We start from the raw sequence: 25,180 nt of genomic DNA, 5'->3' as shown, positions 1-25,180 counted from the left end.
ATGCAGAACCAGCGATTACGCTCTCTATGTGATGACGACGCTGGCTTGCGCCGCTTGGTGCAACGCGATCTGGAGCGCATGGAGTGCGACTGCGAACTCGCGCCAGACGGCGAGAGCGGTTTGGCGCGGCTCGAGCGGGGCGGCATCAACGCCGTGGCGCGACCAGACCATGCCAGGCCTCGATGGGCTGCAAACATTGGAGCGCATCAAGGCGCGGGACGTGCCGCCGCCCGTCGTGTTCGTCACGGCCTCGCAGGACAGCCGCATTGCCGTCGCGGCCCTGAAGGCAGGTGCCGCCGACTATGTCGTGAAGGATATCGAGGGGCATTTTATCGCGCTCCTCAAGGTTGCGGTCGAGAATGCGCTGGCAGCCCAGCGCTTGCGGCTGGCGAAGGAAGAAGCCGAGACGGAAGTGCGTGAATCCCGCGACCGCTTCGAGGCATTGGCGACGGAGAGGGCGGTGCTGCTCCGGGAAGTGAACCACCGGGTCGGAAACAGCTTACAGCTGATCGCGTCCATGCTCCAACTGCAGTCAGAAACAGCGGTGAGCGGCGAGACCAAGAGCGCGCTGCTCGGCGCCATGAGCCGCGTGCTTGCGGTGGCGGAAGTTCATAAGAGGGCTCTATACGTCGTAGGACGTGCAGTCCGTCTCGCTCGAGCAGTATCTGACCGCGCTGGTCGAAGATCTTCGCCGCTCGTCCGCCGCGGAAGGCCTGTCGCAACTGACCATTGAAGCTGCATCCCGACAGAGCCATTGCGATCGGCGTCATCGTCAACGAGCTCGTTCTCTACGCCCTCAAATATGCCTGTCCCAATTCGACCTGCCCCATCCGGATCGGCCTCGCGCGGGTGAACGGGCGGCACGCCGTCTTGAGCGTAGAAGATGACGGCATCGGCATGCACCCCAATGCCACGCCAAGCTCGACAGGCCTTGGCCACGCATCGTCAATGCCATGGGCCACAAGCTTGGCGCGGAAGTCAGCCAGCCGACCGACGCCGCTGGCACGAAGGTGGTCATCTCATTCCAGCTGGTCGAAGCTGAAACATCCGCCGCGGCGAAGAGCGAAATCCCGGCTTAAGTCCGCCAGGGATGTTCCGGCAGCTCGGTCACACCCAAGACCTTCACACCGGCTTCGGCGACCTTATGGTCGTTTTCCACGACGCTGCCGCTGACGCCGATGGCGCCCACGAGCACGCCGTCCTCATCGACGATCGGAACGCCACCTGGAAAAGTGATGAGGCCGTCATTGGAATGCTCGATGCCGTAAAGCGGCTTGCCGGGCTGTGACAGCTTCCCAAGCAGACCCGTGGCCATGCCGAAGAAGCACGCCGTCTTCGCCTTCTTGATGGCAATATCGATGGAGCCGACCCAGGCGTCGTCCATGCGCTCAAAGGCCTTCAGATTGGCGCCGGAATCCACGATGGCGATGCACATCTGTGTTTTGAGCTCGACGGCCTTCTTGCGGGCGGCGGCAATGGCCTTCTCGGCATGTTCCAAATTAATGTGCATGGATCACCTCTTATGTTGACGACGGAAATGTCGGGGGACGGTCGCACAGGACCCTGTGCGATCCCTAAACGCGCGAACAGCAAATTGGTGGCAGGGAAAGGCGGTTAATGCACCAACCCGGGAGATGTTTTCGGCTTAATAGAATAGGCTGGATACGGATTTCTCCTCGGCGGTGCGCGCGATCGCCTCGCCGAGCAGCGGCGCGACCGGCATGACGCGGATGTTGTGGGCGTTCCTCACCGCGTCGCTCGGCATGATGGAATCTGTGATCACCAGCTCCTTCAGCGGCGAGCCGGCGATGCGCGCAACCGCTCCGCCGGAAAGAACGCCGTGCGTGATGTAACCGGTCACCAGCGTCGCGCCTTGCTCGAGCAAGGCCTGCGCTGCATTCACGAGAGTGCCGCCGGAATCGACGATGTCATCGACGAGAATGCAGACGCGCCCGGACACGTCGCCGATCACGTTCATCACTTCGGAATCGCCGGGGCGCTCGCGGCGCTTGTCCACGATGGCGAGCGGCGCATCGATGCGCTTGGCGAGACCGCGCGCACGCACGACGCCGCCGACATCGGGCGACACGACCATGAGATTGTCGGTGCCAAGCACCTGCTTGATATCCTGCACCATGACGGGTGCGGCGAAGAGATTGTCGGTCGGGATATCAAAGAAGCCCTGAATTTGCCCGGCGTGAAGATCGAGCGTGAGCAGGCGATCGGCACCGGCGCGCACGATCATATTGGCGACGAGTTTGGCCGAGATCGGTGTGCGCGGGCCGGGCTTTCGATCCTGCCGTGCATAACCGAAATAGGGAACCACCGCCGTGATGCGCCGCGCCGACGCCCGCTTCAGGGCGTCGATGATGATGAGCAGCTCCATCAAATGATCGTTCGCGGGAGCCGACGTCGATTGGATGACGAAGACATCCTCGCCGCGCACGTTCTCCTCGACCTCGACGAAGATCTCCATGTCGGCGAAGCGCCGCACCATGCATTTGGATAAGGGTGTGTCGAGGTAGCTTGCGATCGCCTCGGCGAGAGGGCGGTTGCTGTTGGCGGCAACCAATTTCATTTGACCCGCTCCTGGACAGACACACTCGCAATTCGCTGAGGCCGGCCCAGCGTCACGAGGGCTTTTAACAAGCGCCCATGGCCGCTGTAAACTCACGCGGCACTTCAGGGTGTGGATGTAACCGCTTTAGGTGCGCGGCAGAAGCTTAATGATGCCGGCGGCGGCCGCACCAGCCGCCGCATCTGCGATCGGACCCCAAGGCCCGTTGAGCGAGCCCTTAGGGATGACGTTCTGCTGCGACACTGTGCCGAGCCGCTTGCCGCTCGAATCAATCACCTGCCAATCGATGCGAATGTTCTCCTTGCCGGCGCCGGCGGCAGTGAGGCTGACGATGCCTTTCACGGTATAAACGTTGCCTGCGCCCGCATTCGCAAGCTTAACGCCCCCGGAATAGAGGCGCTTCTTGATGGCTGTTGTCAGGGATCGCGATCCGTCGCCGGGGGCGCCGGTCACAGGAGGCACCTGCGCTTGCACGGGCCCGCGGGGCTGCGGCGTTGCGACAGGTGGGGGCGGCGCGGAGGGTGCGGATGCGGGAGTCGGCGCGGAGGGTGCGGATGCGGGAGTCGGCGCGGGATCCGTTGCTGCGGGCCTTCCGCCGCCGCCGCCCGACATGGCTGCTGCAAGTTGGGAGGTCGTCTTGCCGGCGAGGCTGCGCAGCACCGCCGCGTCCGCGCCCGCCCAGGGGTCGCTGCCCTTGCGCGTGGGGATGACCTCGTCGCCGGAGACCCTGGCGACACGGCCGCCTTTGGCATCCGTCACGTCCCAAATGTAGGAAATTTTGGAGCCCTTGCGCTCGGCGGTGGCTACAAGATAGCCGCGCAGCGTGTAGGGCTCCTTGGTTCCGCCCGGTACGATTACGAGATTGCGATCCTTGCCCGCATCCACCAGCGCCTGGCTCATGTCCTGGGATACGTTTGCAGGAGCGCCAATGATCGGTGCAAGTCCCATGCGCTTGGAGCCGTTGAACAGGCTGGTGCCGCCGCTGAGCAGACCGCCACTCGGTCCTCCGGAGCCGCCGCCGCATCCGGCAAGACCCATCGTAAGAAATACGACAGCCACAAGCACGGCGAAATGACCGCGCCCGCCGAACACGCGTAATGGGTTCGCGCCCAACAAAAACATACTCCCTCTGTTGGCCACACGGCACCCCTCGCAACACCCTCGCGATGGGGCTCTCAACCCTCTTCTAAACAATAACTTAACTGTCTCCAACCGCCCGCGTCCAGATAAGCATGGGACCGGCCCAGGCGACCCCCGGTCATGGTGAATGCAAGTCAGGTGAGCAGGATGGCGGAAATTTGGCGGCCATAATCATCTTCGCCGTGATGTTGCGACCGGCGATAGCTGAAGAGGCGGGTTTCGTCGCAATAGGTGCAGAGTCCGAGGTCGTGAATATGGCCGACGCCGGCACGGGCCAGTCGCTCGGCCACATAGCCGGGAAGGTCGAAATGCGGCTCGCCGGAGCCCTCGTCGATTGTGAAAAACGCCTCGCTCATGGCGTCCTCCGCCATAAAGCGATCGCGATAGTCGGCGCCGACCTCGTAGGCCTTCTGGGAAATGGCCGGCCCGATGGCGGCAATGATGCGATCCTGGTCAGCGCCCAGCTCGGCCATGGCGTCGACCGTCGCCTCCACGATGCCAAAAAGAGCACCCTGCCAGCCCGCATGGGCGGCGCCGATGACTCGGGCCTGCGGGTCACAGAACAGGACCGGCGCGCAATCGGCCGTCAGAATCCCGAGCGCGATGCCGGGGGTGGCGGTCACTATCGCATCGGCCTCCGGTTTCTGATCGGCTTCCCACGGCGTCTCGGCTTGGACGGCGCGCGCGCTGTGCTTCTGATAGACGGACAGGAGGTTCGCTTGAGTCGTTCCCAAGATCTCGGCGACGCGGGCGCGGTTGCCTTGCACGTTGCCAAGATCGTCGCGCGATCCCGGACCGCAATTCAAAGAGGCGTAAATCCCGCCGGACACACCGCCGAGCCGCGTGAAAAAACCGTGGCTGATGCCATCGACCGCGCCGAGGCTCGATGCGTAAATCATCATCTTGTCGGGTGGGACCATGGGTGACGCGGGACGGTTGCAGAAGCGGGTTAGAACGGCGGCGGCGGCGGGAGCGCGCCGCTCGTGAGTGCGAGGACCTTAAGAACGATGCCCATTTGTCTCGGGTCCGCCAGTCTTGCTGCCCCAGAAATGACTGCGGCCATTTGCTCTGCGGTTGCTCCCTGCTGCAGGCGGTCGCGCCGGGCACCGAGACCAAGCTTAAGCAGAAATTCTCCCTGGGGAAGGGGGCCGTACGCAACCAAGCCCTGGGCTTCGGCTTCTCGTTTGAGGTCGGCGAAATCGACATGGGCGGACAGGTCGGCGTCCCCGGGACTTTCGAGCGGGTCGGCATAACGATGGCGCTGCACCGCCTGAAGCGTATCTCCGCAAGCGCTTTCCACATGGCCATAATCGATAAACAAAGCGGCAAGCGGCGCTCTCTCTGCGCGTGCAGATAGCTCTGCGATCAAGCTCGCAACGGCGGCACGTGTCTCGAGTATTTCGCCGTCTCCCGCTGGTGCCGCCAACGGCGGCAGATGTTCCTCAGCGACGGCCTCGCCTTCGACAAAGATAAAGCCACCGTTGCGATCGAGCGCAACCCGTCGCTCATGCCACGTCTCGCCGCGCCGAATAAGTTGCCGCACCGGAAGGGCGTCGATGAACTCATTGGCGAGCACGATCAAAGGCCCATCAGTCAACTCATTGACGCTGGCGTGCCATTGCAGCGGGACCGGAACGCCGGCAAGTGTTTCAGTCTGTCGCTGGCGCAACGTCGGACTCGTCTCGACGAGAGCGACCGATACGTTTTGCAGGAATTGAGGCGACGCACGCCATGCGCGAATGGCATCGCGCAGCAGCGTCCCGCGCCCTGGCCCAAGCTCGGCGACGGTAACAGAAGTGGGCGCTCCCATGGACTGCCAGACGGCGACGCACCAAAGTCCGAGCAGCTCGCCGAAGATCTGGCTGACCTCCGGTGCGGTGATGAAGTCGCCTTCAGCGCCGATTGGCTGGCGCGACATATAGTAACCGCCGAGCGCATCCGCGTTGCAGGCATCCATAAAGTCGCAAACCCGGATCGGCCCCTCGGCTGCAATCCGTCGCCGGAGTCGATCGGCGAGAGAGATCTCTTTGATGGTGGCGGCGCTCATAGGGGCGCAAGTCTATCACGCCGGGAGGGCAGGCTGCTGCCGCGCCCGCCAGATCAACCAGGCGCCGATCAGGACCATCGGGATCGAGTAGACGATGCCCGGGGTGAGAGTGCCGATGTCGAGAGGATGGCCGGGATGAGGCTCGCGAAAGAACTCGGCCGTGCTGCGGAAGATTCCGTAGAAAATGAGGAAGAGGCCGAACACGGTGCCGGGCCGGGTCAGCGCGTGGAAGCGGTGCGTGGCGATGCGCAAAATGATGAAGAGCAAAACGCCCTCGAGCGCGGCCTCGTAGAGCTGGCTCGGATGCCGCGGCTCGTCGCCAGCCCCGGGGAACACCATCGCCCAGGGCACGTCGCTGGTGCGGCCGACCACTTCGGCGTTGATGAAATTGGCGATGCGGCCAAAGAACAGACCGAACGGGGTGCATGCCGACGCGATATCGCCCAAGGAGAGAGAATTGATCCCCTTGAAGCGCGAGAAGATATAGACGGCGGCGACGACGCCGAGAAGACCGCCGTGAAAGGCCATGCCGCCGTTCCAGACCGCCGGAATCTCCGCGGGGTTCTGCCAGAAATAACTCGGCTCATAAAACAGGACAAAACCGAGCCTGCCGCCGACGACGATGCCGAGGGTGATCCAGAGCAGAAAATCGTCCGCCTGACTGACGGTCATCGGTGATTTTCCGCCCCAGAGAGCAGGCCGCGACACGAGATAGCGCGCATACAGCCAGCCGAGCAGAATGCCGGCCATGTAAGCCAGCCCATACCAGCGCACGGCGACGGGGCCGATCGCGATCGCGACGGGATCGATGATGGGATAGGGAATGGCGAGAAAGGGCATGCGTCAGAGAGGTCCGGCGGAAAGAGCCGCGACCCTTCACCGGAGGCGCTTGGCTGTCAAGGCATGGCAAAGAATGCGGCGAGTTGCCTCGGCTTGAATCACCGCGGCCGGCGTCCCATAGTCCTTTCCGCAGCGCGTGCCGCTTAACGAGGATGACTGAAATGACGCAGACCACCGGCCGGTTCTTCGATGAGCTCGGCAAACTTATTACCGATGCGGCCGGTGCGGCGGACGGCGTGCGCAAGGAGGTGGAGACCATCGTCCGGGGCCAGGCCGAGCGCATGCTGCGCGAGCTCGACATCGTTCAGCGCGAGGAATTCGAGGCCGTCAAGGCGATGGCCCAGAAGGCGCGGGGGGAGAACGACTTGCTCAAGCTGCGGGTTTTGCAACTTGAAGCCGTGATCGAGGACATGGAAGCAGAGAAGGCGGCGCCGCCGCCATCGCGCCCCGTCAGGCGCAAGACGCGCAAGCGGGGATTCTGACGTCGCCTCACGCGCGGGACGTGCACCCATCCACAACTATCTGCGCCGGTCCACAGAAATTCGCCCTGCATGACTCCGCGTGCGTTTGGCGGTGCATCGCCTCCGATATATAACTGATTCACAAGATGATTCGCGGCGGCATGTTGCGTGCGCGAAACTCTGCGGGGGCTACAGAGGACACGCATGGCTACAATACATGCTAACTACGAGCACTTCGCCAATCCCGTGGACATGGTCGAGCATATCGCGACCATCCATGATTGGACTTTCGAGAGGAGCGCGCCGGACGAGCTTAGCCTTTCGGTCTCCGGTTCTTGGTGCGACTATCACATCTCGCTCACATGGCGGGACGACCTCGAGGCCTTGCATCTCGCTTGTGCCTTCGATTTCCGCGTGACCAAGTCCAGGCTGAACGAGATCTACAGGCTCATGGCGCAGGTCAACGAGCAGCTGTGGCTCGGGCATTTCGACCTGTGGCGGGAAGACGGCATGCTACTCTATCGCCACGGCCTGCTGCTGAACGGCGCAAAGACCCATGCCGGTCAGTGCGAGGCGCTGCTCCGGTCTGCGCTCGAAGCCTGCGAACGCTATTACCAGTCGTTCCAGTTCGTGCTCTGGTCGGGAAAAACGGCGGAGGAAGCGTTGACCGCGACCATGCTCGAGACTCAAGGCCACGCATGACGCTGCGCCTCGCTGGCCCGCTTCTCCTCGTGGGGGCCGGCAAGATGGGCGGGGCGTTGCTAGAGGGCTGGCTCCGGCAGGGGCTGGACCCGGCCGATGTCATTGTCAGCGACCCGGCGCCGCAGCCAGACATCGTGGCGCTGCTTGAGCGTCACGGCATCAAAGTGGGCGCCGCGCTCCCCGCAAGCCCTTCCGTCATTCTCATCGCGGTGAAACCACAACTTGTCGACGCGATCTTGCCGCCCTTGGCGCCACTGGTTGGCGAAGACACTCTTGTCCTCTCGATAGCGGCGGGACGCAGTTTGGCGTCGCTCGCGCGGCATCTGCCGGAGCGCAGCGCCATTGCGCGCGCGATGCCCAATACGCTCGCGTCCATCGGCCAGAGCATGACGGTTGCTTGCACGAATGCCGCGGTCACGCGCGACCAGGCGCTTGCGTGCAACAGCCTGCTGGAAGCCGTTGGCGAGGTGGTGTGGATCGAGGATGAGTCCTTGCTCGATGCCGTCACCGCGATATCGGGAAGTGGGCCTGCCTATGTGTTCCTTCTCGCCGAGTGCCTGGCTGAAGCGGGAGAGGCCGAAGGCCTGCCTCGAGATCTCGCGGCCCAGCTTGCGCGCGCAACCGTCGCCGCTGCCGGCGAATTGCTGCGCCGCTCCGATATGCCGGCAGCCGAGCTCAGAGAAAGAGTGACCTCACCGCAGGGGACCACCGCCGCTGCGCTGGAAGTGTTGATGGGGAGGGACGGTTTGCGCGACCTCTTGCGGCGAGCGGTCGCGGCCGCAACGGAACGTTCACGAACGCTTTCAGCTTAACTGGCTGGCGTCTTACGAAAGCCCGATATAGCTCCTATCTTTGAGGCTAAAGGAGATGCCTCATGTTGGACGACGTTTCCAAGCGTACCAAAGCCATCCGCGCCACCTTGGAGCTTGCGCAAGATCGGGGTTGGGAGAACACCACACTCGCCGGCATCGCCGATCGCTCGGGGCTGAGCCTCGCCGATCTCAGGCACGAATTCGCCTGCAAGAGCGATATCCTTCGCGCGTTCCAGAAAGAAGTCGATGGCGAGGTTCTCGCCAAGGCCCGCGCGACGCGCGAGCAAAGCGTCCGCGATCGGGTCTTCGACATCATCATGACGCGGTTTGAGGTGATGGCGCCCTATAAGCCGGCACTGAAGCGCATCGCCGCCAATCTCGCCTGCCGCCCCGGAGAGGCGGCTCAACTTGCCTGCTCCTCTCTTGTCTCGCAATATTGGATGCTTGCTGGCGCGGGCGTGAAGCTCGCAGGCCTTGGGGCAGGGGTGCGCGTTGCGGGCCTGGCCTCCGTCTACGGCAAGACCTTTCAGGTTTGGCTCGACGATCCTTCGCCGGGACTCGATCGCACCATGGCGTGTCTCGACCGCAAGCTGCGCAAGGGCGAAGACTGGCTGCTCGGCATGGCGAGGCTATGCCGCTGCGCATGCAGTCTCGTACCCCGCGGCTGGGGACGGAGCAGGACAACCGCTTCGCCTTCGCCAAGTCCCGACAGTTCAGCCTCGCCCGTCATGTGAGCTGCTAACCGCGCGACGCGATCTAGTCATTCAGGGAGCTGATCCTCGTCGCCGGGGCCGGAGAGATTTTCAGGTCCTTCGCCGGGAAGCGCGTCGTCGATCGGATCGCCCCCATCGGGAAAGGCCGGGTCCGCCGGCACGTCGATGGCGTCCCCTCCGCCCAGCATTCCTTCACCTTCGATGGGGTCCATGTCGCCCTCGCGGCCGGCAACGATCTTGCCGTTGTCAGCCTCGATCTCGATTTCCGATCCGGGCTGCTCTTCGTCTTGGATGGCATCCGGCGAGGCGGCATGCGCCATTCCCGCCAAGGCGCCGGAGAAAATGATCGCCAATCCGAGTGTCACGATCCGCATACGTCCCCTCCCATAGTTTCAAGCTTGTCGTCAGACAGGAACCGTCAGAACCGCCTTTAGGCCGCCGAGGGCCGAACGGCTCAAGGCGATGTCGCCACCATGAAGCCGGGCGATGTCGCGTGCAATGGCCAGGCCGAGGCCAGTCGAGCCTGCGTCCTGATTCCGTGCGTGATCGACGCGATAGAAGGGCCGGAACACATTCTCCCATTCCGCCTCCGGGATCCCAGGTCCATCGTCATCGACCTCAACTACGAGGGAGTCGTTGCGGCGGCAAGCGTTGACATTCACATTAGCGGAAAAACGTGCCGCATTGTTTACGAGATTGGCCACCGCGCGTTTGAAGGCATGGCGCCGGACGGATACGACGAGGGGCTCGTCATCGATTTTGATCTCGATTCTCTTGGCGCCGTGTGCCTGGCTCTTCACCTCGGAGAGGATCTCGGCCATGTCCGTGCGTGCGATCTCTTCGCCGGACTCGCCCTTGGCGAACGCCATATAGTCCTCGAGCATCGCCTGCATCTCGTCGACATCCGCGCGCATGGCATCGAGCTCAGGGCCTTCCTCCAGCATCGCCAGTTGAAGCTTGAAGCGGGTGAGGACGGTACGAAGATCGTGGCTTACGCCCGCAAGCATGGTGGTGCGCTGCTCGACGTAGCGCTCGATGCGGTCGCGCATCTCGATAAAGGCATGGGCCGCCTGGCGCACCTCGCGTGCGCCCCGAGGACGAAAGTCGAGGGGCGGCGGATGGCCCTTGCCGAAGCTGTCTGCGGCCTCCGCCAGACGCAGGATGGGCTTGATCTGATTGCGAAGGAACAGGATGGCCACGGTGAGGAGGACGAACGAGGTGCCAAGCATCCACAAAAGAAAGATCTGCGAATTCGATGCGTAAGTCTGGCTGCGCCGCGCCAGCACATGCATCACGGCGTCCTCGAGCTTGACGCGGATCTCGACGAAATTGGAGCGGCCCACCGTGTCGATCCAGAACGGACGCCCGATCTGACGGGTCATCTCATCGGAGAGGGTGGAGTCGAGCAGATCGAAAAAGGGCTTGCGGCGGGCTGCGGGCAGGTCCTCGCCGGGCGAAATTCTGACGCGCAGACCGAGGTCTTTCTCGGCGAGCCGTGTCAGGGTCTCCGCATTGGAGTCCTGCGGGTAGGCTTTGTAGACATCGATCAGCATGGCGATATTCTGCACGGTTACCGTCGACAGCCGTCGCGTGACGGTCTGCCAGTGCCGTTCCAGAAAGACGAATGTCAGGACCGACTGCAACAGCACCATCGGCGCGATAATGATGATGAGGGCGCGTGCGTAGAGGCCCTTGGGTAGCGTGCTGCCAATTGCCGCCGTCGCGCGGCGGACGGGCGCGTGTTGCTCGGGCGGTGTCTCGGGGGTGGCGTCCATCACTCGGAATACAGGATGTAGCCCTTGCCGCGCACCGTCTGCAGATAGACCGGATTGGCGGGATCGTTCTCGATCTTGCGCCGCAGCCGGTTGATCTGCACGTCGACGGCGCGCTCACCGCCAGCTTCCCCATCCTTGGCAAGCTCGTGGCGGGAGACGGGTGTGCCCGGCCGCTGGGCAAAATAACGCAACAAGTCCCGCTCGCGCTCGGTGAGGCGGATCGTGTCACCGTCGCGTTTCAGCTCGCCGCGGGCAATATGGAAGACGAAGTCGCCCATGCGGACTTCCCCGGACGAGGGCGCGTTCGCGCCTCGGCGCAGCACATTGCTGACGCGGAGCAGCAGTTCGCGCGGCTCGAAGGGCTTGCCGAGATAGTCATCGACGCCAGTCTCCAGACCTTCGATGCGCTGCTCCGGCTCCGCGCGCGCGGTCAGCATGAGAATGGGGACCTGCGAGTCTTGCCTGATCGCGCGGGCGAACTCGAGGCCAGATTCCTGCGGCATCATCACGTCAAGGATAATGAGATCGAAGGATAGACCAGCCATCGTCGAGCGCGCGGACGCGGCGTCGATCGCGGTCGTGACGTGGAAGCCGTGCTCGCGCAGATAGCGGGCGAGCAGATCGCGGATGCGGCTATCGTCGTCGACAACGAGAATATGGGGCGCATTGTCGTCCGGCGCCTTACCGCGCTGAGCCTTGATCGGCGTCGGCATTGTCATGACGTTTCCCCGTCGCCGCCCTCGGTAAGCGAGACCGGCGATGATGCCATGATAGAGGAGACTTTGGGCCTTTCTTCGGCATTGATCATGGCTTGCAGGAACTGGCGCACAATTGGGGCAGCGCCGGGGCCGGCCGCCTTCAAGGCTGCCGCAAGCCGGACAAGCTGTGGCGCCGCAAGGCGCTCGGCGAGTGCGCGGCCGGCTTCGGTCGGAAAGAGAAGGCGCTCACGGCGATCCGCGCTGCCCGCCTGCTGCACGATGTAACCTTGGTCGATCAATTGCTTGAGGACGCGACTGAGGCTCTGTTTGGTAATATTGAGAATGTCGAGCAGGTCGGCGACCCGTAAGCCAGAATGGCGGTTGACGAAATGCAGAACCCGGTGATGGGCTCGGCCGAAATGCAAATCCTTGAGAATGGCGTCGGGATCGCGGGTAAAATCGCGATAGGCGAAGAACAACAACTCGGCGAACTCAAGCAGCTTTTCCTCACTTTCGCGCGCTGCGCTCTCATTGGCGCAAGGTTGCCCGCGCGGTTTACCGGCGCCTGTCGATGGGAGCGGCGGAGTTAGGTCAGCCATGTTGACATATTTTAGAGTTTGTTTATGTCAGTGTTGTTGACGTAGTTAGCCCATTGATACGCCCGGCGCCAGCGCACGCAATTGCCGTCGCGCGGCGCTTCTGGGCGCCGCGTTGCTTTAGATTTTAACCCGGTCACGCAAGAATGACCGGTCCGGAGGAATGCTCATGGTCCCCGTTCCTTACGATCAGCGCGATGGCTTTATATGGTTCAACGGCACCCTCGTGCCCTGGCAGGATGCCAAGCTGCATGTCCTGACGCACGGGCTGCATTACGCGAGCGCCGTGTTCGAGGGGGAGCGGGCCTATGACGGCGAGATCTTCAAGCTCACCGAGCACAGCCAGCGCCTGCACAAGTCCGCGCAGCTGCTCGATTTCGAAATTCCCTATTCCGTCGCCGAGCTCGACAAAGCGAGCCGCGAGGCACTTCGGGCCAACAATCTGACCGACGCCTATATCCGCCCCATTGCATGGCGCGGCAGCGAGCAGATGGGCGTCGCGGCGCAGATGACGAAGATCAACGTCACGATTTGTGCCTGGGATTGGGGCTCCTATTTCGACCCGGCGGCACGAGAGAAGGGTCTGCGCCTCACCATCGCGCAGTACCGCCGCCCGGACCCGCGCACCGCGCCGACCGAGAGCAAGGCCACGGGCCTCTACATGATTTGCACCATCGAGAAGCACCGCGCGGAGCGGGCGGGTTATGCCGACGCGCTGATGCTCGATTGGCGCGGGCAGGTGGCGGAGGCGACGGGCGCCAACATTTTCTTCGCGAAAGACGGCGTGCTGCACACGCCGCTTCCGGATTGCTTTCTCGACGGCATTACGCGGCGTACCGTGATCGGCCTCGCCAAGCAGCGCGGGCTGACCGTGATCGAACGCGCAATTCTCCCCGAGGACATGACGGAGTTCAGCGAGTGCTTCATCACCGGGACGGCAGCCGAGGTTACGCCCGTTTCCGAGATCGGGCCCTATCGCTTTGCGGTCGGGGACATCGCACGCATGTTGATGAAGGACTACGCGGCGTTGGTGCATCCCGCCAAGGCGATCGCGGCCGCGGGCTAACCTCACCTCGGGCGCGAGCAAGTTTAGGGCGTGCCGATCCGTGCTAGTCTCCTTGTATGGAACGTTTGAGCGAGCCGGTCACATCGCAACCCGAGTTCGACGCCGCCTTTCGCGAGCGCCTGCATGATCTCTTCGCGTGGCGGCGCGACGTCCGCCGCTTTCAGTCGGCGCCGCTGCCTGCGGGCACGATTGAGCGGCTGATCGACATCGCCTGTCTTTCGCCGTCTGTCGGATTGAGCCAGCCCTGGCGCTTCGTGGTGGTGGACGATCCCAAGCGGCGCGCAGGCATCCGCGCTTCTTTCGAAACCTGCAATCGCGACGCGCTCGCGGCGCAAAGCCCGAACCGTGCACAGCTCTATGCGCGGCTCAAGCTGGCGGGTCTCGACGATGCGCCGTGTCAGCTCGGTGTCTTCGCCGATCACGGCACCGCGCAGGGTAAGGGCCTCGGACGTCTGACGATGCCGGAGACCCTCGACTATTCCGTGGCCATTGCCATCCATACGCTCTGGCTCGCAGCGCGCGCGGAAGGGCTCGGCGTCGGCTGGGTCTCGATCCTCGATCCGGCGCGCGTCGCGGAAATTCTAAGCGTCCCCGAGGACTGGAGCTTTATCGGCCATCTCTGCATCGGCTATCCGCTGGCCGACGACGATATCCCCGTCCTTGAGCGCGAAGGCTGGGAGCGCCGGCACGCGCCGTCCGAAATGGTGCTTTATCGCTGATGCGGCGCCGATCGCCGCGCTTGATCCTAGGCGCGTCAAGCGGCACTCTGTTGGGGGACAGGAATATGGCGCGCTCAACAAGCGTCGCCTGAGGGGGTTTGGCATGCGCAGAGGGCTGGTCGGTGTCGTCCTGATCTGCATGATCGTGTTTGCCGGCGCGGGGTCCTCCGCCATGGCGGGACCGATGCAGACGCAGCGTAGCCCTGAGCAGCAAACGCTTGCGATCCAGGTTAAGGTGTGGCGCGACTGCCAGCGGATCGCGCGCTGCACTGGCTGCAAGCCTGTCTATCGCTGCCGCTCCTGCGAATATCAGCGCAATTGCGCGGGCGGGCGTTGCGGCTGGGCCGATATATGTGTGTGGGGGCCGTATATCCCCCTCGCGCCGAAGGGCGTGCGCATTATCAACTAGCGCGCTACTCGGCGGCGTCTTTGGCCGGCTTCTCCCACCCCGATGTCGCGGCGTCGTCGCGATCCTCGGCTCCGACCCAGCGATCGCCATCAGGGCCGGTTTCACGCTTCCAGAACGGGACCCGGCCCTTGAGGTAATCCATCAGAAATTTTGCGGCGTCGAACGCCGCGTGGCGGTGCGCCGACGCGGTGATCACCAGCACGATGTTGTCGCCCGGCTTGAGTGTGCCGTAGCGGTGCACGATGAGACTCTTCTTCAGATCGAAGCGCGCATTGGCCTCACGCTCGATGGCCTCGAGTTCCCGTTCGGTCATGCCGGGATAGTGCTCGATGGTCATCGCGGTGAGGGGCCGCCCTTCCGCCGTGCCGCGCACCTGGCCGGTAAAGGTGACGACGGCGCCGATGTCTTGGTGGCCGGATGTGAGCTGCGCCAGTTCGGCGCCGATATCGAAATCCTCCTGCTGAATCCGGATCACGCTCAGCCTCCGGTGACCGGCGGGAAGAAGGCGATCTCGCGCGCGTCTCTAACGGGCGCATCATGGCGGACATGGGCGTGATCGATGGCGGCGCGAACGACTTCTGGAGCTGCGAAGGCGTTCGCGAATTCGGGGCCACGCGTCTTAAGCCAGGCTATCAGGTCGGCGATCGTTGCGACGCGCGCCGGGATGCCGATCTCTTCGGCGGCGATGCCGGTCTTTTCCTTGACCCATGCGAAATACAAAAGGCGCATGCCTTAGTCGTCCTCGCTCATGACGTGGCTCAATGCTGCGCGAAGATAATCATAACCGGTGTAGAGGGTGAGGATCGCCGAGATCCACAATAGCGTCAGGCCGAACATTGTGGTGTAGGGCCAGATCTTATCGCCGGCACTGCCCGCGAGGAGGAAGCCGATCGCCACCATCTGCAACACGGTCTTCCATTTCGCCAGGCGCGTGACAGGCACGCTCACCGCCAAGGTCCCCAAGAACTCGCGCAAGCCGGACACGAGGATCTCGCGACAGAGAATGATCACTCCGGCCCATAGCGACCATCCGGCAATGGTGCCGTCCGCGGCGAGCATCATCAAAGCTGCCGAGACGATGAGCTTGTCGGCGACAGGATCGAGCATCCGTCCGAGCGCACTTTGCTGCTGCCAGGCGCGCGCGAGATAGCCGTCGAGAAAATCAGTGACGCCGGCGGCGATGAAAATCCACATCGCGGCCCATCGGCCCCAATCCCCTGCCACGAAAAAGCAGGCGACGAGCGCGGGGATGGCGAGGATGCGGCCATAGGTCAGCAGATTCGGAAGGCTGCCGAAGCGGCCGCGTGGCGCCCCTCGCGATCTTGTCCAACTCCTCGCCGCCATGTCCGCCTGCCGATCCACCTCAGCTACCCGCGCTCGTGGAAATGCTCATAAATCGCTTTGGCCATCTGGTCACTAATGCCGCCGACCGACGCGAGATCCGCGACGCCGGCCCGGCTGACCGCCTTGGCCGATCCAAAATGCTGCAGCAGCGCCCGCTTGCGCAACGGTCCGATGCCGGGAACCTCATCAAGCGGCGACACGGTGATCGACTTCTTGCGCCGGGCCCGATGCGCGCCGATGGCGAAGCGATGCGCTTCGTCCCGGAGCCTCTGAATATGATAGAGCACGGGATCGCGAGGCTCCAGGAGCAGCGGCTCTTTTCCTTTCAGATAGATGCGTTCGCGGCCAGCATTGCGGTCCGGCCCCTTCGCCACGGCGGCGACTCTTATCTCCGGCAGCCCGAGATCGGCGAGAACCTCGCATGCCGCCGACAGCTGCCCGGGTCCGCCATCGATCAAGACGAGGTCGGGCGCCGCCCAGCCGTTAACCTGGTCCTTTTCCTTGGCCAGCCGGCCGAAGCGCCGCGTCAGCATTTCGCGCATCATGGCGTAGTCGTCCCCGGGAGCGAGGTCCTCGCTGCGCATATTGAACTTGCGATACTGGTTTTTGATGAAGCCGTCGGGGCCGGACACGATCATGGCGCCCACGGGGTTGGAGCCCGATATATGGCTGTTGTCATAAACCTCGATCCGCTCCGGTGCGTCATCGAGCTCGAACAGCTCCGCGACGCGGGCCAGGATCGCGCGCTGCGAGGAGGACTCCGCCAAGCGCCGCGCAAGGGCTTCGCGTGCATTGACGAGGGCATGCACGACGAGGTCGCGCTTCTCGCCGCGCTGCGGGATGAGAACGCTCACCTTGCGGTCGGCGCGGAGGGACAAGGCTTCGCCGAGCAGGCGGCGGTCTCCGATTGCGTGTGACAGCAAGATGAGCCGCGGCGGCGGGCGATCGTCATAGAATTGAGCCACGAACGACTCCAAGACCTCCTCAACCGGTAGGCTCTTGTCGGCGCGCGGGAAATAAGCGCGATTGCCCCAGTTGTTGCCGCTGCGGAAGAAGAACACTTGGATGCAGGTCTGGCCGGCCTCCTGATGGGCGGCGAAGACATCGGCCTCCTTGACGCTGTGCGGATTGATCCCCTGGCGCGACTGAATGTGGCTGAGCGCAGTCAGCCGATCGCGGAAGCTCGCCGCTCGTTCATAGCCCTGATTCAGGCTTGCCTCGTCCATCAGACCATGCAGCCGCCGTTTCACTTCGTCGCTCTGGCCGGTGAGGAAGCGCAGCGCCTCGTTCACCAGGGCGCCATAGTCCTCGACGGAAATCTCGCCGGTGCAGGGCGCGCTACAGCGCTTGATCTGGAACAGCAGGCACGGCCTAAGCCGGCTTTCGTAATAGGCGTCGGAGCAGGCGCGCAGCAGAAAGGCGCGTTGAAGTGTGTTGATGGTGCGGCCAACCGCGCCGGCTGACGCAAAAGGGCCGAAATAGTCGCCCTTGCCGCTCCGCGCGCCACGGTGCTTGAGGATCTGCGGCACGGGATGATCGCGCGTGATGAGAATGAAGGGGAAGGACTTGTCGTCCCGCAAGACCACGTTGAAGCGAGGCTTCAACCGCTTGATGAGATTGGCCTCGAGCAGGAGGGCCTCGATCTCGGTCGCCGTCGTGATGAACTCCATGCTCGCGGTGTCGGCGATCATGCGGATGATGCGATTGTTATGGCTTCCCGCCCGCGCATAGCTCTGCACGCGCTTTTTGAGGTGACGCGCCTTGCCGACATAGAGCACTTCGCCGCCGGCATCGATCATGCGGTAGACACCGGGTCCGGCCGGCGCCGTCTTGGCGCAACGGGCGATCACCGGCGCACCGGTCTCTTCACCGCGCAGCGCTTTTCGCGCGCGCGATAGGAGCGAGGGTCCGGCGCTTTCGGGGTTCTCTAACGGCATGGGATCAGGAGTCTTGTGGCGCATGCTTGAAGCATGCGGTTATAGGGTGAAGGTAAGGTCTAAGCGTGACCTCCTTCAAGGCCCCGCCAAAGGCGTTTTCCAGTCACCGCTGGTCATTTTACCGGGCCAAGCGAGGTGCTGGCCGGCATCGAGCGCGATCATCTGGCCGGTGATCGACGGCGTGTCGAGCAGGAATCGGATGGCCGCGGTAACGTCTTCGGCATCGACCGCGCGCCGCAACAATGTCGCTCGGCACTCTTGTTCGAACGCGGCCTGGCTTTGGCCCTGGCTCTTGAGCACCGGGCCCGGCGCGATGGCGTTGACCCTGATCCGGGGGGCGAGCGCCTGGGCCATGTTTTGCGTTGCGGTCCACAGCGCAGCCTTGGCAATGGTGTAGGAGAAATATTCGGGGCCCGGGCGCAGCGCCTTCTGGTCGAGCAGGTTGATCACATCGCCCGAGCTGCCTTCAGGCAGGGCCTTGACCAAGGCCTGGGTTAGGAAAATCAGCGCCCTGAGATTGACGTCGAGATGCGCCTGCCAGCGCTCTCCATCCAGCGTGGCGAGGCTGTCCCACGCGAATCGCGCGGCGTTGTTGATGAGGCAGGTGGGTGGGCCGAACGTCTTTGCGCAAGCCCCGATCAGGGGCTGAAGCGCCTCCAAATGGCCGAGATCAGCGGCGAACGCCGCCGCCTTGCCGCCCTTTCCGTCGATTTCGGCCACCAGCGCCAAGGCCTCGACCGCGGAGGCGTGATAATGGATGCCGACCCGCCAGCCCCGATTCGCGAAATCGAGCGCGATGATCCGCCCGAGCCGGCGCCCCGCGCCGGTCACGAGCACGGTGCCGGGATCCTCGTCTTGTGCCATGCGGTCTGGTTGGGAACGTTCGCCCGAACCGAATTGCCAAGCGAATTTTGGGAACTCGGGCCACTCTAAGTGACCCTAGCCGGAACAAGACCGGGTCAAGCTGCCGTCCACGGCATGGGAGTGTGTCGGCTAACCCAATGAATTGAAGATCTGATCTAAATCGCCTGAGGTTAGGCAATAGAAAGTCCGGCAGGCAGAGCGCTACGTTTTAGCCCAAAGTGGCATCAAACCGCTTGGGCCATTGCAGAATAGTCACACTTCGCCAGATGTTTTCAGAAACGCTAGCTTTTTCATTGCTTCGGATGTGGGCCAGCATATCCTGACAAGGAATCGGGGGACGTTGCACTCAAACACAAGCCACGGGGGCGGGCGGCATCCTGATTTTGAAATTCGATCGCAGGGGACAGCGACCAATCAGGAGAAAATAATGACTCGGCGCAGGGAAGTGGGATCTATCAAATCTTTCGTTCTGGGGGCAGCTCTGGCTGCCGGGTTGGCGACGGCCGCGCAGGCCGACGACAACAAGCTGGCGCTCTCGGGGTTTGCGACGATCACGACGGACTATATGTTCCGCAGCATCTCAAACTCGGAAGAGCGTCCCGCAGCGCAGGCGGAATTCGATCTGACTTACGGCATTTTCTATGCGGGCATGTGGGGATCCAATACCGCATTTGGGGATGGCATCGAGCTCGACTACTATGCCGGCATCACGCCGAAATGGAAGAACATCACCTTCAACTTCGGCGGCCTCTACTACACCTTTCCAGGCGCTTCGGAAATCGACTACTTCGAGGCGCTCGCCGGGGCGACGTGGACCGCAGGCGCGTGGACCCTTAACATCAGGGACTATTTCTCGCCGGATAATTTCCAGTTCTTCGACGAATCTAATGCGATCGAGGGATCGGTTGCCTACGCCTTCTCAGGGAAGCTTTTCAATTTCTTCTCGCCCACCATCAGCGGCACCCTTGGCTTCCAGTCGTTCGAAGTGAATGCTAACGATTACACGTATTGGAACGCGGGCCTGACTCTTGGCTTCATGGAGCGTTGGTCTGCCGACGTGCGCTATTATGATACGGACTATAACGACGCAGAGTGCTTCGCCCAGAGTGGTGGGCGCAATAACTGCGATGCGCGGGTGGTGGGTGCCATCAAGGCAACTTTCTAGATTTTCGGAACTTCCCCCAAAGAGAACTTCCCAGCTCAAAAGGGCGCCGTTCGCGGCGCCCTTTTTTTCGTGCGCCGTGGGTGCCATGACGAGGAGATGGCCGAGCTTCCTGCGCGCGACGACCGTCTCTCTGCCGCCGTGGCAAAGGCCGCCGCGGTCTATACGCCCTTCACGCTGTCCTTCTACGACGTGATCGTCCACGGGCTCTCGAACCGCTTTGCCTGGCTCTGCCCGACGCAAAAACTCATCGAGCTCTACGCAACTAGTCTCTCCGCCAATCACCTCGAAGCCGGCGTAGGGACGGGCCTTTTCATCGATCGCGCCGCCGATGCCGCGTTCGACCGCCTCGTCTTGCTGGACATCAATCCGAGTTGCCTTGCGCGCGCCGGCCGCAGGATTGAGCGGTTTGCGCCTCAACCTTGGCAGGCGAACCTGCTCGAGCCGCTCAACGCGGACATCGCGCAGTTCGATTCGGTGGCACTGACCTATGTCCTGCATTGCTTGCCCGGACGCATGGAAGAGAAGCTCAAGGTCCTCGACCATTTACGTCCCCTGATGCGGGAACGGGCGGTTCTGTTCGGCGCCACCATCCTCGGCCGCGGCATCGATCCTTCGCCGGCAGCGAAAAAGCTGCTCGCGTTCTATAACGCCAAGGGCATCTTTAATAATGGGGCCGACGATCAATCCGCGTTGGAAGCGGGCCTGCGACAGCGCTTCCAAACCGTGGAAATCGAGCGCCAAGGGTGTGTGGCCATATTCCGCGCAAGCTAGTGAGCGGCCACTGCAGGCGACGCCCGGGTGCATCTCTGTGTCGTCAAGGGATGGCCACTAACCCGCCGTTAACGCTGCTCAGTTCCGCCCTAGTCGCCCGTTAACCCCCAGTAAGGGATAACAACTAAGCTTGCTCCGTGGGACGTGCCGTCTGATGCGTGTCGTGCTGACGATTTGTCCGGGGCAAAAGCGTGTGAGGGAGTTTTAGTCAATGCGTGTGAGTTGGAATCAGGCTGTTGCCGTTGCGGCGGCAATGGCGGCCCTCGCGGCAGCCCCGAGCGTGGCACTGGGCGCGGACGTTTACACGCCGCCGCCGCCGCCGGTCTTCGAAGCGCCGCCGCCGCCGCCGCAAGATTTGTTTGCCGGATGGTTTATCGGCGGCACGCTGGGCGGCGCAACCGCTCCTTTCGATTTCTCGGAGAGCTCCACCACCATCGACGCGAGCGGTTTTCTCGGCGGCGTGACCGGGGGCTATAACTGGCAGAACGGCCCGATTGTCATCGGCCTTGAGGGCGATGTGCTGGCCGCTGATGTGAACGGCGAACGCCGTTTCAACGGCGGCATCAACCAAGCCAATCCCAGCATCAATACGATGGCCGATCTGCGTTTGCGCGCCGGTGTCACCGTCGTGCCGCAAGTGCTTGTGTTCGCGACCCTCGGCGGCGCCTGGGCGGACGCGGATCTCGGCGTGGGTGGCCCTGGCGGACGTTCCGCGGATGGGACGTTTTTCGGCTGGAGTCTTGGTGGCGGCGCGGAAGTCGCGTTGTCCTCCAACTGGAGCGCGCGCTTCGATTACCAGTTTACCGACTTCGATTCCGAGACGGTGTCCTATCCCGGTGGCGATCTCGAATACGATCCCGACATGAGCACCTATCGCGGGTCGCTGAACTACCGCTTCTGAGCGCACATTGCTGCGTCTTTGCAAGCGGTTCGTCTAATGGTTGGCCCGCGGCACCGAGATCTTCGGCGTGTCGCATAGCCGCTTCTCGTCTTCGTTGACGCCGCACTTCGTCGGGAAGAGGTCGCGGCCAAAGCAGACCCTGACGTCGAGCAGGTTCTGGCCGCGGCACGTTACCGCGAGCATGTCCGGCTTGAGCCAGTCATTCGCGACGAGGAAATCGCGCTCGATCTCTTCTGGAGACAGTGTGAGGCCCGCCGTCGGGGACGCAAAGCGCGGCGGCACCTTGATGCGCTTATAGAGCTCACGCGCGGTGCTGTAATATTGCGCGGGGCTCTGGCCCGAGCATGTGCCATGGGCGCGATATTCATGAATGATGAGGCGCGAGCTCGGCATGATGTCGAGCATCTCGTCGATCACGCGGCGTGGCACCCAAGGCTTGTCCTCGGTGGGGCAGTCGAGTGGCCAGCCTTTGTCATATTGCGGCCAGAGGCCGTGCAAGACAAAGCTGCGCGGCTCGTTCATGTCGCATTGCCGGTCGCGTTTCTTGCGGCCCTCGAGCTTGCAATAAGACGGCGACCAGCCGAGCACCAGGACATAATAGTCGAATTCGCCCGGCTGATTCTGATCCTCGGCACCGCCGCGGCCAAACAGAAGCGCCAACGCAATGAGCGCGACAATCACGAGCGCCGCGCCGTTACGCCCTGTCATGGCCGTCAATTTTTCCCAGCTCACCCAAAATGCGCGCCCAGCTCCTGATGCCTTTGCTGAAGCTGCGCAGATTATACTTTTCGTTGGGAGAATGAATGCGGTCGTCGTCGAGCGCGAACCCAACTAGCAGTGCGTCCATGCCGAGCTTCGAGCGAAATGATTCCACGATCGGGATCGAAGCACCGCAGCCGACGATGACCGGGGGCTTTCCCCATTCTTCGCTCAGCGCATGCGCGGTTGCCGCAAAGGCGGGCGTCGCGGGATCGAAGCCGATGGCCGGCGAACCGCCTTCGCCGGCAAAGGTGACGCTTGCATCAGGCGGAAGGCGCGACTCCACAAATTGGCGGAAGCCCTCGAGGATCTTGCGGGGATTTTGGTCGGGCACGAGACGAAAGGACAATTTGGCGGTAGCCTTGGCGGGGATCACGGTCTTCGTGCCCGGGCCGGTGTAGCCGCCGAAGATGCCATTGATCTCCGCCGTCGGCCGTGACCAGAGCTGCTCCAGGACGGTCAGACCTCTTTCCCCCGCCGGTTCGGTCAGCCCTATGGCGCCGAGGAAGCCGTCGCTATCGAAACCCAGAGCGCGCCACTGCTCGCGCTGAGCTGCGGGCGGCTCCTTCACGTCGTCGTAGAATCCGGGAATGGCGACCCGACCGTCGGCATCGTGCAGCTCGGCGAGAATGTCGGTGAGAACGCGAATGGGATTACGCGCGGGGCCGCCATAGATACCGGAATGCAGATCGCGGGACGGGCCTGCGATCGTGACCTCGGAGAACGCCAGGCCGCGCAGGAAGGCGGTGATGGCAGGAGTGTTCTCGTCCCATTGCCCGGTATCGCAAACTAGAGCGACATCGGCTTTCAGCTCTTCGCCGCGAACGGAGAGAAAGGGCGCGAGACTGGGGCTTCCGGACTCTTCCTCGCCCTCGATCAGAACCGTCACCGCAACGTCGAGCCAGCCGCGGCAGGCCTCGATGAAGGTCATCAACTGACCTTTGTCGTCCGACGCGCCGCGCGCAACGATGACGGTGCCATGACGCGGATCTTCGTCGAGACGCGGTGCGAAAGGGGGAGCGTCCCATTCCTCGAGCGGGTCGGGCGGCTGTACGTCGTAATGTCCGTAGAAGAGAACATGCATCGGCGAGGCGCTGCCGTGCGAAGAGCGCCAGTGTCCGACCACCATGGGCTTGCCTTGCGTTGCCTCGACCCTCGCCTCGAAGCCGATGTCGCGAAGCGCTTCTGCGCACCAATGCGCAGCTTGCACACACGCGTCGTGATAAGCGGGGTCGGTCGAGATGCTGGGAATGGAAAGGAGCTGGAAGAGACGGTCGAGGGCTGCAGGCTTCGCGTCTGCGAGGCGATTGAGGACGCCCGCAATATCTGGACCCGCCGCTTCGATCGTGCCGGTCATTACGCCCCACGCGAGAAAGGAAAGACCGCCTTACCGCTTTGAACAGCGGCGGTCTAGACCGTTACCGGCCAAGGTCGTTCGTGTTTTGAAGAATTAATCGCCGAGCTGCACGTTGGTTGCCTGTGGGCCTTTGCCACTGCGATCGGGCTCGGTTTCGAAAGTAATGCGAGCGCTTTCATCGACTGCCGGAAGACCCGCGCGCTGCAAGGCTGAAATGTGCAGGAACACGTCCTTGCCGCCGTCGTCCGGAGTGATGAAGCCGAAGCCTCTACTGTGATTGAAAAATTTGACCGTACCGGTCTGACGCATAGGTAACTCCTTTCCCCCTTTCCAGACAGTCCGCTCCGAAGTTCGAGCGAATGAAATGGCAAGCTAACCTATCAGGGAAAGAAACTATGCCGCTCTCCGGGAGCATGCGCACCAGTCTCCGCCCGGCTTCGCAGTCTGCCAAACGACTCACTCTAAAGTCGCGGGCCAGCCAAGAGCAAGACCCGATCTGCGGACCGGCCAGAGGAGCCGTGAGTGGTTAGTCCGACGGGTAGGGGGAGTGGGAGAGGCCGCTGTTGAGATTGTCGGGCTGGAAATCGAAATGCGGACCGAAATCCTTCGGTGCCGGCGGCATTTTCGCCGGTCCCCACACATCGCTCAAGGTCGCGGAATGACCGCCCACGCCGCGGTTGCCGCCGTATACGACTTCGGGCGCCGTTTGTGCGTTGGCGCGCGGCCGCTGCTGTGCGTCGGCCTGAGGCCCTGGCCAAAGCGTCGCAGCGAGAGCTGCAATGGAGGCGGTGGCGAGGAACTTGCGGAATGCGGTTGCGTCGATCATGGCCTGCTAACTCGCTTGGAGGAAGTCCAGTTCCGAATCACTCAGTCTACGCGTCAGCGAGTTAAATGAGTGCGTTAGCACGCCTTCGCAAGGTTGCATTCAGCAGCACGCCCGCGAGGAGGATGAGTCCCAGCCAAGCGTCTCCGCCGACTATGCTATCTTTGACCGTGCCTGGCTGTGCTTTTCCTGCAACGCAATGGGCTTTTCGTGCGTCGCATTTCTGTCGCCTTGACGGTAAGGAGAGATGGCGCGGGGATCGGGCCACGAAAAACGCCGGGCGAGGGGCCCGGCGTTTCGTCTCGGAGGGGTGGGAAGCTCGACTCGCTTCCTAGAGCTGACCTGTGCCACTTAAGGCGATGGCCGTGGAACCCTATTTTCCAGACAATCCGCAAGCCTAGCTCTGGCGGCGTTGCGCCCGGGTCTTTGTGAGCTTGTTCGGATTCCACGTCGACGCAAAGAGCCCCTTGCCGGTGGCCTTGGATTTGCGGCCGGCAACCGCGGAGCGTGAACGGGTCTCCTTGGACGAAACATACACGTGCTTCTTGGCGCTGCTGGACTTGGAATCCAGGTTCTTCCCGGTGCGCGACTTGGACGCCACGTGTTTCTTGCCGCTGCTCGACTTGGATGCGAGTGACGCCTTTCCACGCGAACGCTGATGGCTCGCAACGTGCTTTTTGCTGGAGGTCTTTGAAGCCACTTT

General features: G+C 62.8%; 30 protein-coding genes and 1 pseudogene. 11 read left to right on the top strand and 20 right to left on the bottom strand.

Features of this window, described 5'->3' with window-relative positions; all coding sequences use genetic code 11:
• Positions 1 to 1,079 (top strand): annotated as a pseudogene (locus ACR2J1_RS07345) (sensor histidine kinase).
• Here ACR2J1_RS07345 and ACR2J1_RS07340 read toward each other — a convergent pair.
• The 6 genes from ACR2J1_RS07340 to lgt form a co-directional block, all read right to left on the bottom strand.
• Positions 1,076 to 1,510 carry a GlcG/HbpS family heme-binding protein gene (locus tag ACR2J1_RS07340; RefSeq protein ID WP_434018684.1) on the bottom strand — a complete coding sequence of 145 codons (435 nt, stop codon included), beginning with the start codon at positions 1,508 to 1,510 and terminating at the stop codon, positions 1,076 to 1,078. The pseudogene ACR2J1_RS07345 and the gene ACR2J1_RS07340 sit on opposite strands and share 4 nt — an antisense overlap.
• Positions 1,511 to 1,645: 135 nt before the next feature.
• Positions 1,646 to 2,578, bottom strand: a complete 933-nt coding sequence (locus ACR2J1_RS07335) for a ribose-phosphate pyrophosphokinase (protein ID WP_434018683.1) — start codon at positions 2,576 to 2,578, stop codon at positions 1,646 to 1,648.
• Between the two features lie 126 nt (positions 2,579 to 2,704).
• Positions 2,705 to 3,700 carry a hypothetical protein gene (locus tag ACR2J1_RS07330; RefSeq protein ID WP_434018682.1) on the bottom strand — a complete coding sequence of 332 codons (996 nt, stop codon included), beginning with the start codon at positions 3,698 to 3,700 and terminating at the stop codon, positions 2,705 to 2,707.
• 152 nt (positions 3,701 to 3,852) lie between these two features.
• The gene (gene pgeF, locus ACR2J1_RS07325) at positions 3,853 to 4,620 is read right to left on the bottom strand and encodes a peptidoglycan editing factor PgeF (RefSeq protein WP_434018694.1); all 768 of its coding nucleotides are present in this window, start codon (positions 4,618 to 4,620) and stop codon (positions 3,853 to 3,855) included.
• A 47-nt stretch (positions 4,621 to 4,667) separates the two neighbouring features.
• Complete coding sequence (locus tag ACR2J1_RS07320) at positions 4,668 to 5,765, bottom strand: class I SAM-dependent methyltransferase (protein ID WP_434018681.1); 1,098 nt, start codon at positions 5,763 to 5,765, stop codon at positions 4,668 to 4,670.
• Between the two features lie 15 nt (positions 5,766 to 5,780).
• Positions 5,781 to 6,605 carry a prolipoprotein diacylglyceryl transferase gene (lgt, locus tag ACR2J1_RS07315; protein WP_434018680.1) on the bottom strand — a complete coding sequence of 275 codons (825 nt, stop codon included), beginning with the start codon at positions 6,603 to 6,605 and terminating at the stop codon, positions 5,781 to 5,783.
• 161 nt (positions 6,606 to 6,766) lie between these two features.
• Between lgt and ACR2J1_RS07310 the strand changes: the two genes are divergently transcribed.
• The 4 genes from ACR2J1_RS07310 to ACR2J1_RS07295 all read left to right on the top strand — a co-directional run bounded on the left by ACR2J1_RS07310 (position 6,767) and on the right by ACR2J1_RS07295 (position 9,314).
• Positions 6,767 to 7,087, top strand: coding sequence for an accessory factor UbiK family protein (locus ACR2J1_RS07310; RefSeq protein WP_434018679.1), 321 nt, complete (start codon positions 6,767 to 6,769; stop codon positions 7,085 to 7,087).
• A gap of 183 nt (positions 7,088 to 7,270) precedes the next feature.
• Entirely contained in the window at positions 7,271 to 7,768 is a 498-nt protein-coding gene (locus ACR2J1_RS07305; protein ID WP_434018678.1) for a YbjN domain-containing protein, read from the top strand.
• A complete protein-coding gene (gene proC, locus ACR2J1_RS07300; protein WP_434018677.1) occupies positions 7,765 to 8,580 on the top strand; it encodes a pyrroline-5-carboxylate reductase in 816 nt (271 codons plus the stop codon). The genes ACR2J1_RS07305 and proC overlap by 4 nt, the downstream gene beginning before the upstream one ends.
• A gap of 62 nt (positions 8,581 to 8,642) precedes the next feature.
• A complete protein-coding gene (locus ACR2J1_RS07295) occupies positions 8,643 to 9,314 on the top strand; it encodes a TetR family transcriptional regulator (protein ID WP_434018676.1) in 672 nt (223 codons plus the stop codon).
• Positions 9,315 to 9,340: 26 nt separating this feature from the next.
• On the opposite strand, the gene ACR2J1_RS07290 is transcribed toward ACR2J1_RS07295, so the two are convergent.
• The 4 genes from ACR2J1_RS07290 to ACR2J1_RS07275 are packed head-to-tail and all read right to left on the bottom strand — an operon-like array spanning position 9,341 to position 12,365.
• On the bottom strand, positions 9,341 to 9,667 hold the full coding sequence (locus tag ACR2J1_RS07290; RefSeq protein ID WP_434018675.1) for a hypothetical protein: 327 nt from the start codon (positions 9,665 to 9,667) through the stop codon (positions 9,341 to 9,343).
• A gap of 30 nt (positions 9,668 to 9,697) precedes the next feature.
• Positions 9,698 to 11,068: an ATP-binding protein gene (locus ACR2J1_RS07285; protein WP_434018674.1), complete on the bottom strand. Its 1,371-nt coding sequence runs from the start codon at positions 11,066 to 11,068 to the stop codon at positions 9,698 to 9,700.
• On the bottom strand, positions 11,068 to 11,787 hold the full coding sequence (locus ACR2J1_RS07280; RefSeq protein ID WP_434018673.1) for a response regulator: 720 nt from the start codon (positions 11,785 to 11,787) through the stop codon (positions 11,068 to 11,070). The genes ACR2J1_RS07285 and ACR2J1_RS07280 overlap by 1 nt, the downstream gene beginning before the upstream one ends.
• Entirely contained in the window at positions 11,784 to 12,365 is a 582-nt protein-coding gene (locus ACR2J1_RS07275; protein ID WP_434018672.1) for a MarR family winged helix-turn-helix transcriptional regulator, read from the bottom strand. Before ACR2J1_RS07275 ends, ACR2J1_RS07280 begins: the two co-directional genes overlap by 4 nt.
• Before the next feature lie 166 nt (positions 12,366 to 12,531).
• Here ACR2J1_RS07275 and ACR2J1_RS07270 point away from each other — a divergent pair, with 166 nt between their 5' ends.
• From ACR2J1_RS07270 to ACR2J1_RS07260, 3 genes are all read left to right on the top strand, one after another.
• Positions 12,532 to 13,428, top strand: a complete 897-nt coding sequence (locus ACR2J1_RS07270; protein WP_434018671.1) for a branched-chain amino acid aminotransferase — start codon at positions 12,532 to 12,534, stop codon at positions 13,426 to 13,428.
• Positions 13,429 to 13,484: 56 nt separating this feature from the next.
• Positions 13,485 to 14,147: a 5,6-dimethylbenzimidazole synthase gene (bluB, locus tag ACR2J1_RS07265; protein WP_434018670.1), complete on the top strand. Its 663-nt coding sequence runs from the start codon at positions 13,485 to 13,487 to the stop codon at positions 14,145 to 14,147.
• A 103-nt stretch (positions 14,148 to 14,250) separates the two neighbouring features.
• Positions 14,251 to 14,556: a hypothetical protein gene (locus tag ACR2J1_RS07260; protein ID WP_434018669.1), complete on the top strand. Its 306-nt coding sequence runs from the start codon at positions 14,251 to 14,253 to the stop codon at positions 14,554 to 14,556.
• A gap of 4 nt (positions 14,557 to 14,560) precedes the next feature.
• Here the strand turns inward: ACR2J1_RS07260 and ACR2J1_RS07255 are convergent, their stop codons facing one another.
• From ACR2J1_RS07255 to ACR2J1_RS07235, 5 genes are read right to left on the bottom strand one after another with little or no spacing between them, the layout of a single operon-like run.
• Positions 14,561 to 15,031, bottom strand: a complete 471-nt coding sequence (locus tag ACR2J1_RS07255) for a molybdenum cofactor biosynthesis protein MoaE (RefSeq protein WP_434018668.1) — start codon at positions 15,029 to 15,031, stop codon at positions 14,561 to 14,563.
• Between the two features lie 2 nt (positions 15,032 to 15,033).
• Positions 15,034 to 15,285 carry a molybdopterin converting factor subunit 1 gene (gene moaD, locus ACR2J1_RS07250; protein ID WP_434018667.1) on the bottom strand — a complete coding sequence of 84 codons (252 nt, stop codon included), beginning with the start codon at positions 15,283 to 15,285 and terminating at the stop codon, positions 15,034 to 15,036.
• A 3-nt stretch (positions 15,286 to 15,288) separates the two neighbouring features.
• Positions 15,289 to 15,900, bottom strand: a complete 612-nt coding sequence (gene pgsA / locus ACR2J1_RS07245; RefSeq protein WP_434018666.1) for a CDP-diacylglycerol--glycerol-3-phosphate 3-phosphatidyltransferase — start codon at positions 15,898 to 15,900, stop codon at positions 15,289 to 15,291.
• Between the two features lie 23 nt (positions 15,901 to 15,923).
• Entirely contained in the window at positions 15,924 to 17,861 is a 1,938-nt protein-coding gene (uvrC, locus tag ACR2J1_RS07240) for an excinuclease ABC subunit UvrC (protein WP_434018665.1), read from the bottom strand.
• A 51-nt stretch (positions 17,862 to 17,912) separates the two neighbouring features.
• Entirely contained in the window at positions 17,913 to 18,701 is a 789-nt protein-coding gene (locus tag ACR2J1_RS07235; RefSeq protein ID WP_434018664.1) for an SDR family oxidoreductase, read from the bottom strand.
• A gap of 427 nt (positions 18,702 to 19,128) precedes the next feature.
• Here ACR2J1_RS07235 and ACR2J1_RS07230 point away from each other — a divergent pair, with 427 nt between their 5' ends.
• The 3 genes from ACR2J1_RS07230 (at position 19,129) to ACR2J1_RS07220 (ending at position 21,538) form a co-directional block, all read left to right on the top strand.
• Complete coding sequence (locus tag ACR2J1_RS07230; protein ID WP_434018663.1) at positions 19,129 to 19,866, top strand: TorF family putative porin; 738 nt, start codon at positions 19,129 to 19,131, stop codon at positions 19,864 to 19,866.
• 96 nt (positions 19,867 to 19,962) lie between these two features.
• On the top strand, positions 19,963 to 20,637 hold the full coding sequence (locus ACR2J1_RS07225) for a class I SAM-dependent methyltransferase (protein WP_434018662.1): 675 nt from the start codon (positions 19,963 to 19,965) through the stop codon (positions 20,635 to 20,637).
• Positions 20,638 to 20,848: 211 nt separating this feature from the next.
• A complete protein-coding gene (locus ACR2J1_RS07220) occupies positions 20,849 to 21,538 on the top strand; it encodes an outer membrane protein (RefSeq protein ID WP_434018661.1) in 690 nt (229 codons plus the stop codon).
• A 33-nt stretch (positions 21,539 to 21,571) separates the two neighbouring features.
• On the opposite strand, the gene ACR2J1_RS07215 is transcribed toward ACR2J1_RS07220, so the two are convergent.
• The 5 genes from ACR2J1_RS07215 to ACR2J1_RS07195 all read right to left on the bottom strand — a co-directional run.
• The gene (locus ACR2J1_RS07215; RefSeq protein ID WP_434018660.1) at positions 21,572 to 22,246 is read right to left on the bottom strand and encodes a ribonuclease T2 family protein; all 675 of its coding nucleotides are present in this window, start codon (positions 22,244 to 22,246) and stop codon (positions 21,572 to 21,574) included.
• Positions 22,233 to 23,654, bottom strand: coding sequence for a M20/M25/M40 family metallo-hydrolase (locus ACR2J1_RS07210; RefSeq protein ID WP_434018659.1), 1,422 nt, complete (start codon positions 23,652 to 23,654; stop codon positions 22,233 to 22,235). The genes ACR2J1_RS07215 and ACR2J1_RS07210 overlap by 14 nt, the downstream gene beginning before the upstream one ends.
• Positions 23,655 to 23,747: 93 nt before the next feature.
• Positions 23,748 to 23,963 (bottom strand): cold-shock protein, encoded by a 216-nt coding sequence (locus ACR2J1_RS07205; RefSeq protein WP_434018658.1) that lies wholly within the window; start codon positions 23,961 to 23,963, stop codon positions 23,748 to 23,750.
• 217 nt (positions 23,964 to 24,180) lie between these two features.
• Complete coding sequence (locus ACR2J1_RS07200) at positions 24,181 to 24,480, bottom strand: hypothetical protein (RefSeq protein WP_434018657.1); 300 nt, start codon at positions 24,478 to 24,480, stop codon at positions 24,181 to 24,183.
• A gap of 394 nt (positions 24,481 to 24,874) precedes the next feature.
• A partial coding sequence (locus ACR2J1_RS07195; protein ID WP_434018656.1) for a hypothetical protein occupies positions 24,875 to 25,180 on the bottom strand: 306 nt, incomplete at its 5' end.

The organism is Methyloceanibacter sp., assembly GCF_050999895.1.
In the GTDB taxonomy this organism is placed as follows: domain Bacteria; phylum Pseudomonadota; class Alphaproteobacteria; order Rhizobiales; family Methyloligellaceae; genus Methyloceanibacter.
Note: the sequence above shows the minus strand (reverse complement) of the source record. Positions and strands in the feature narration are given on the sequence as shown.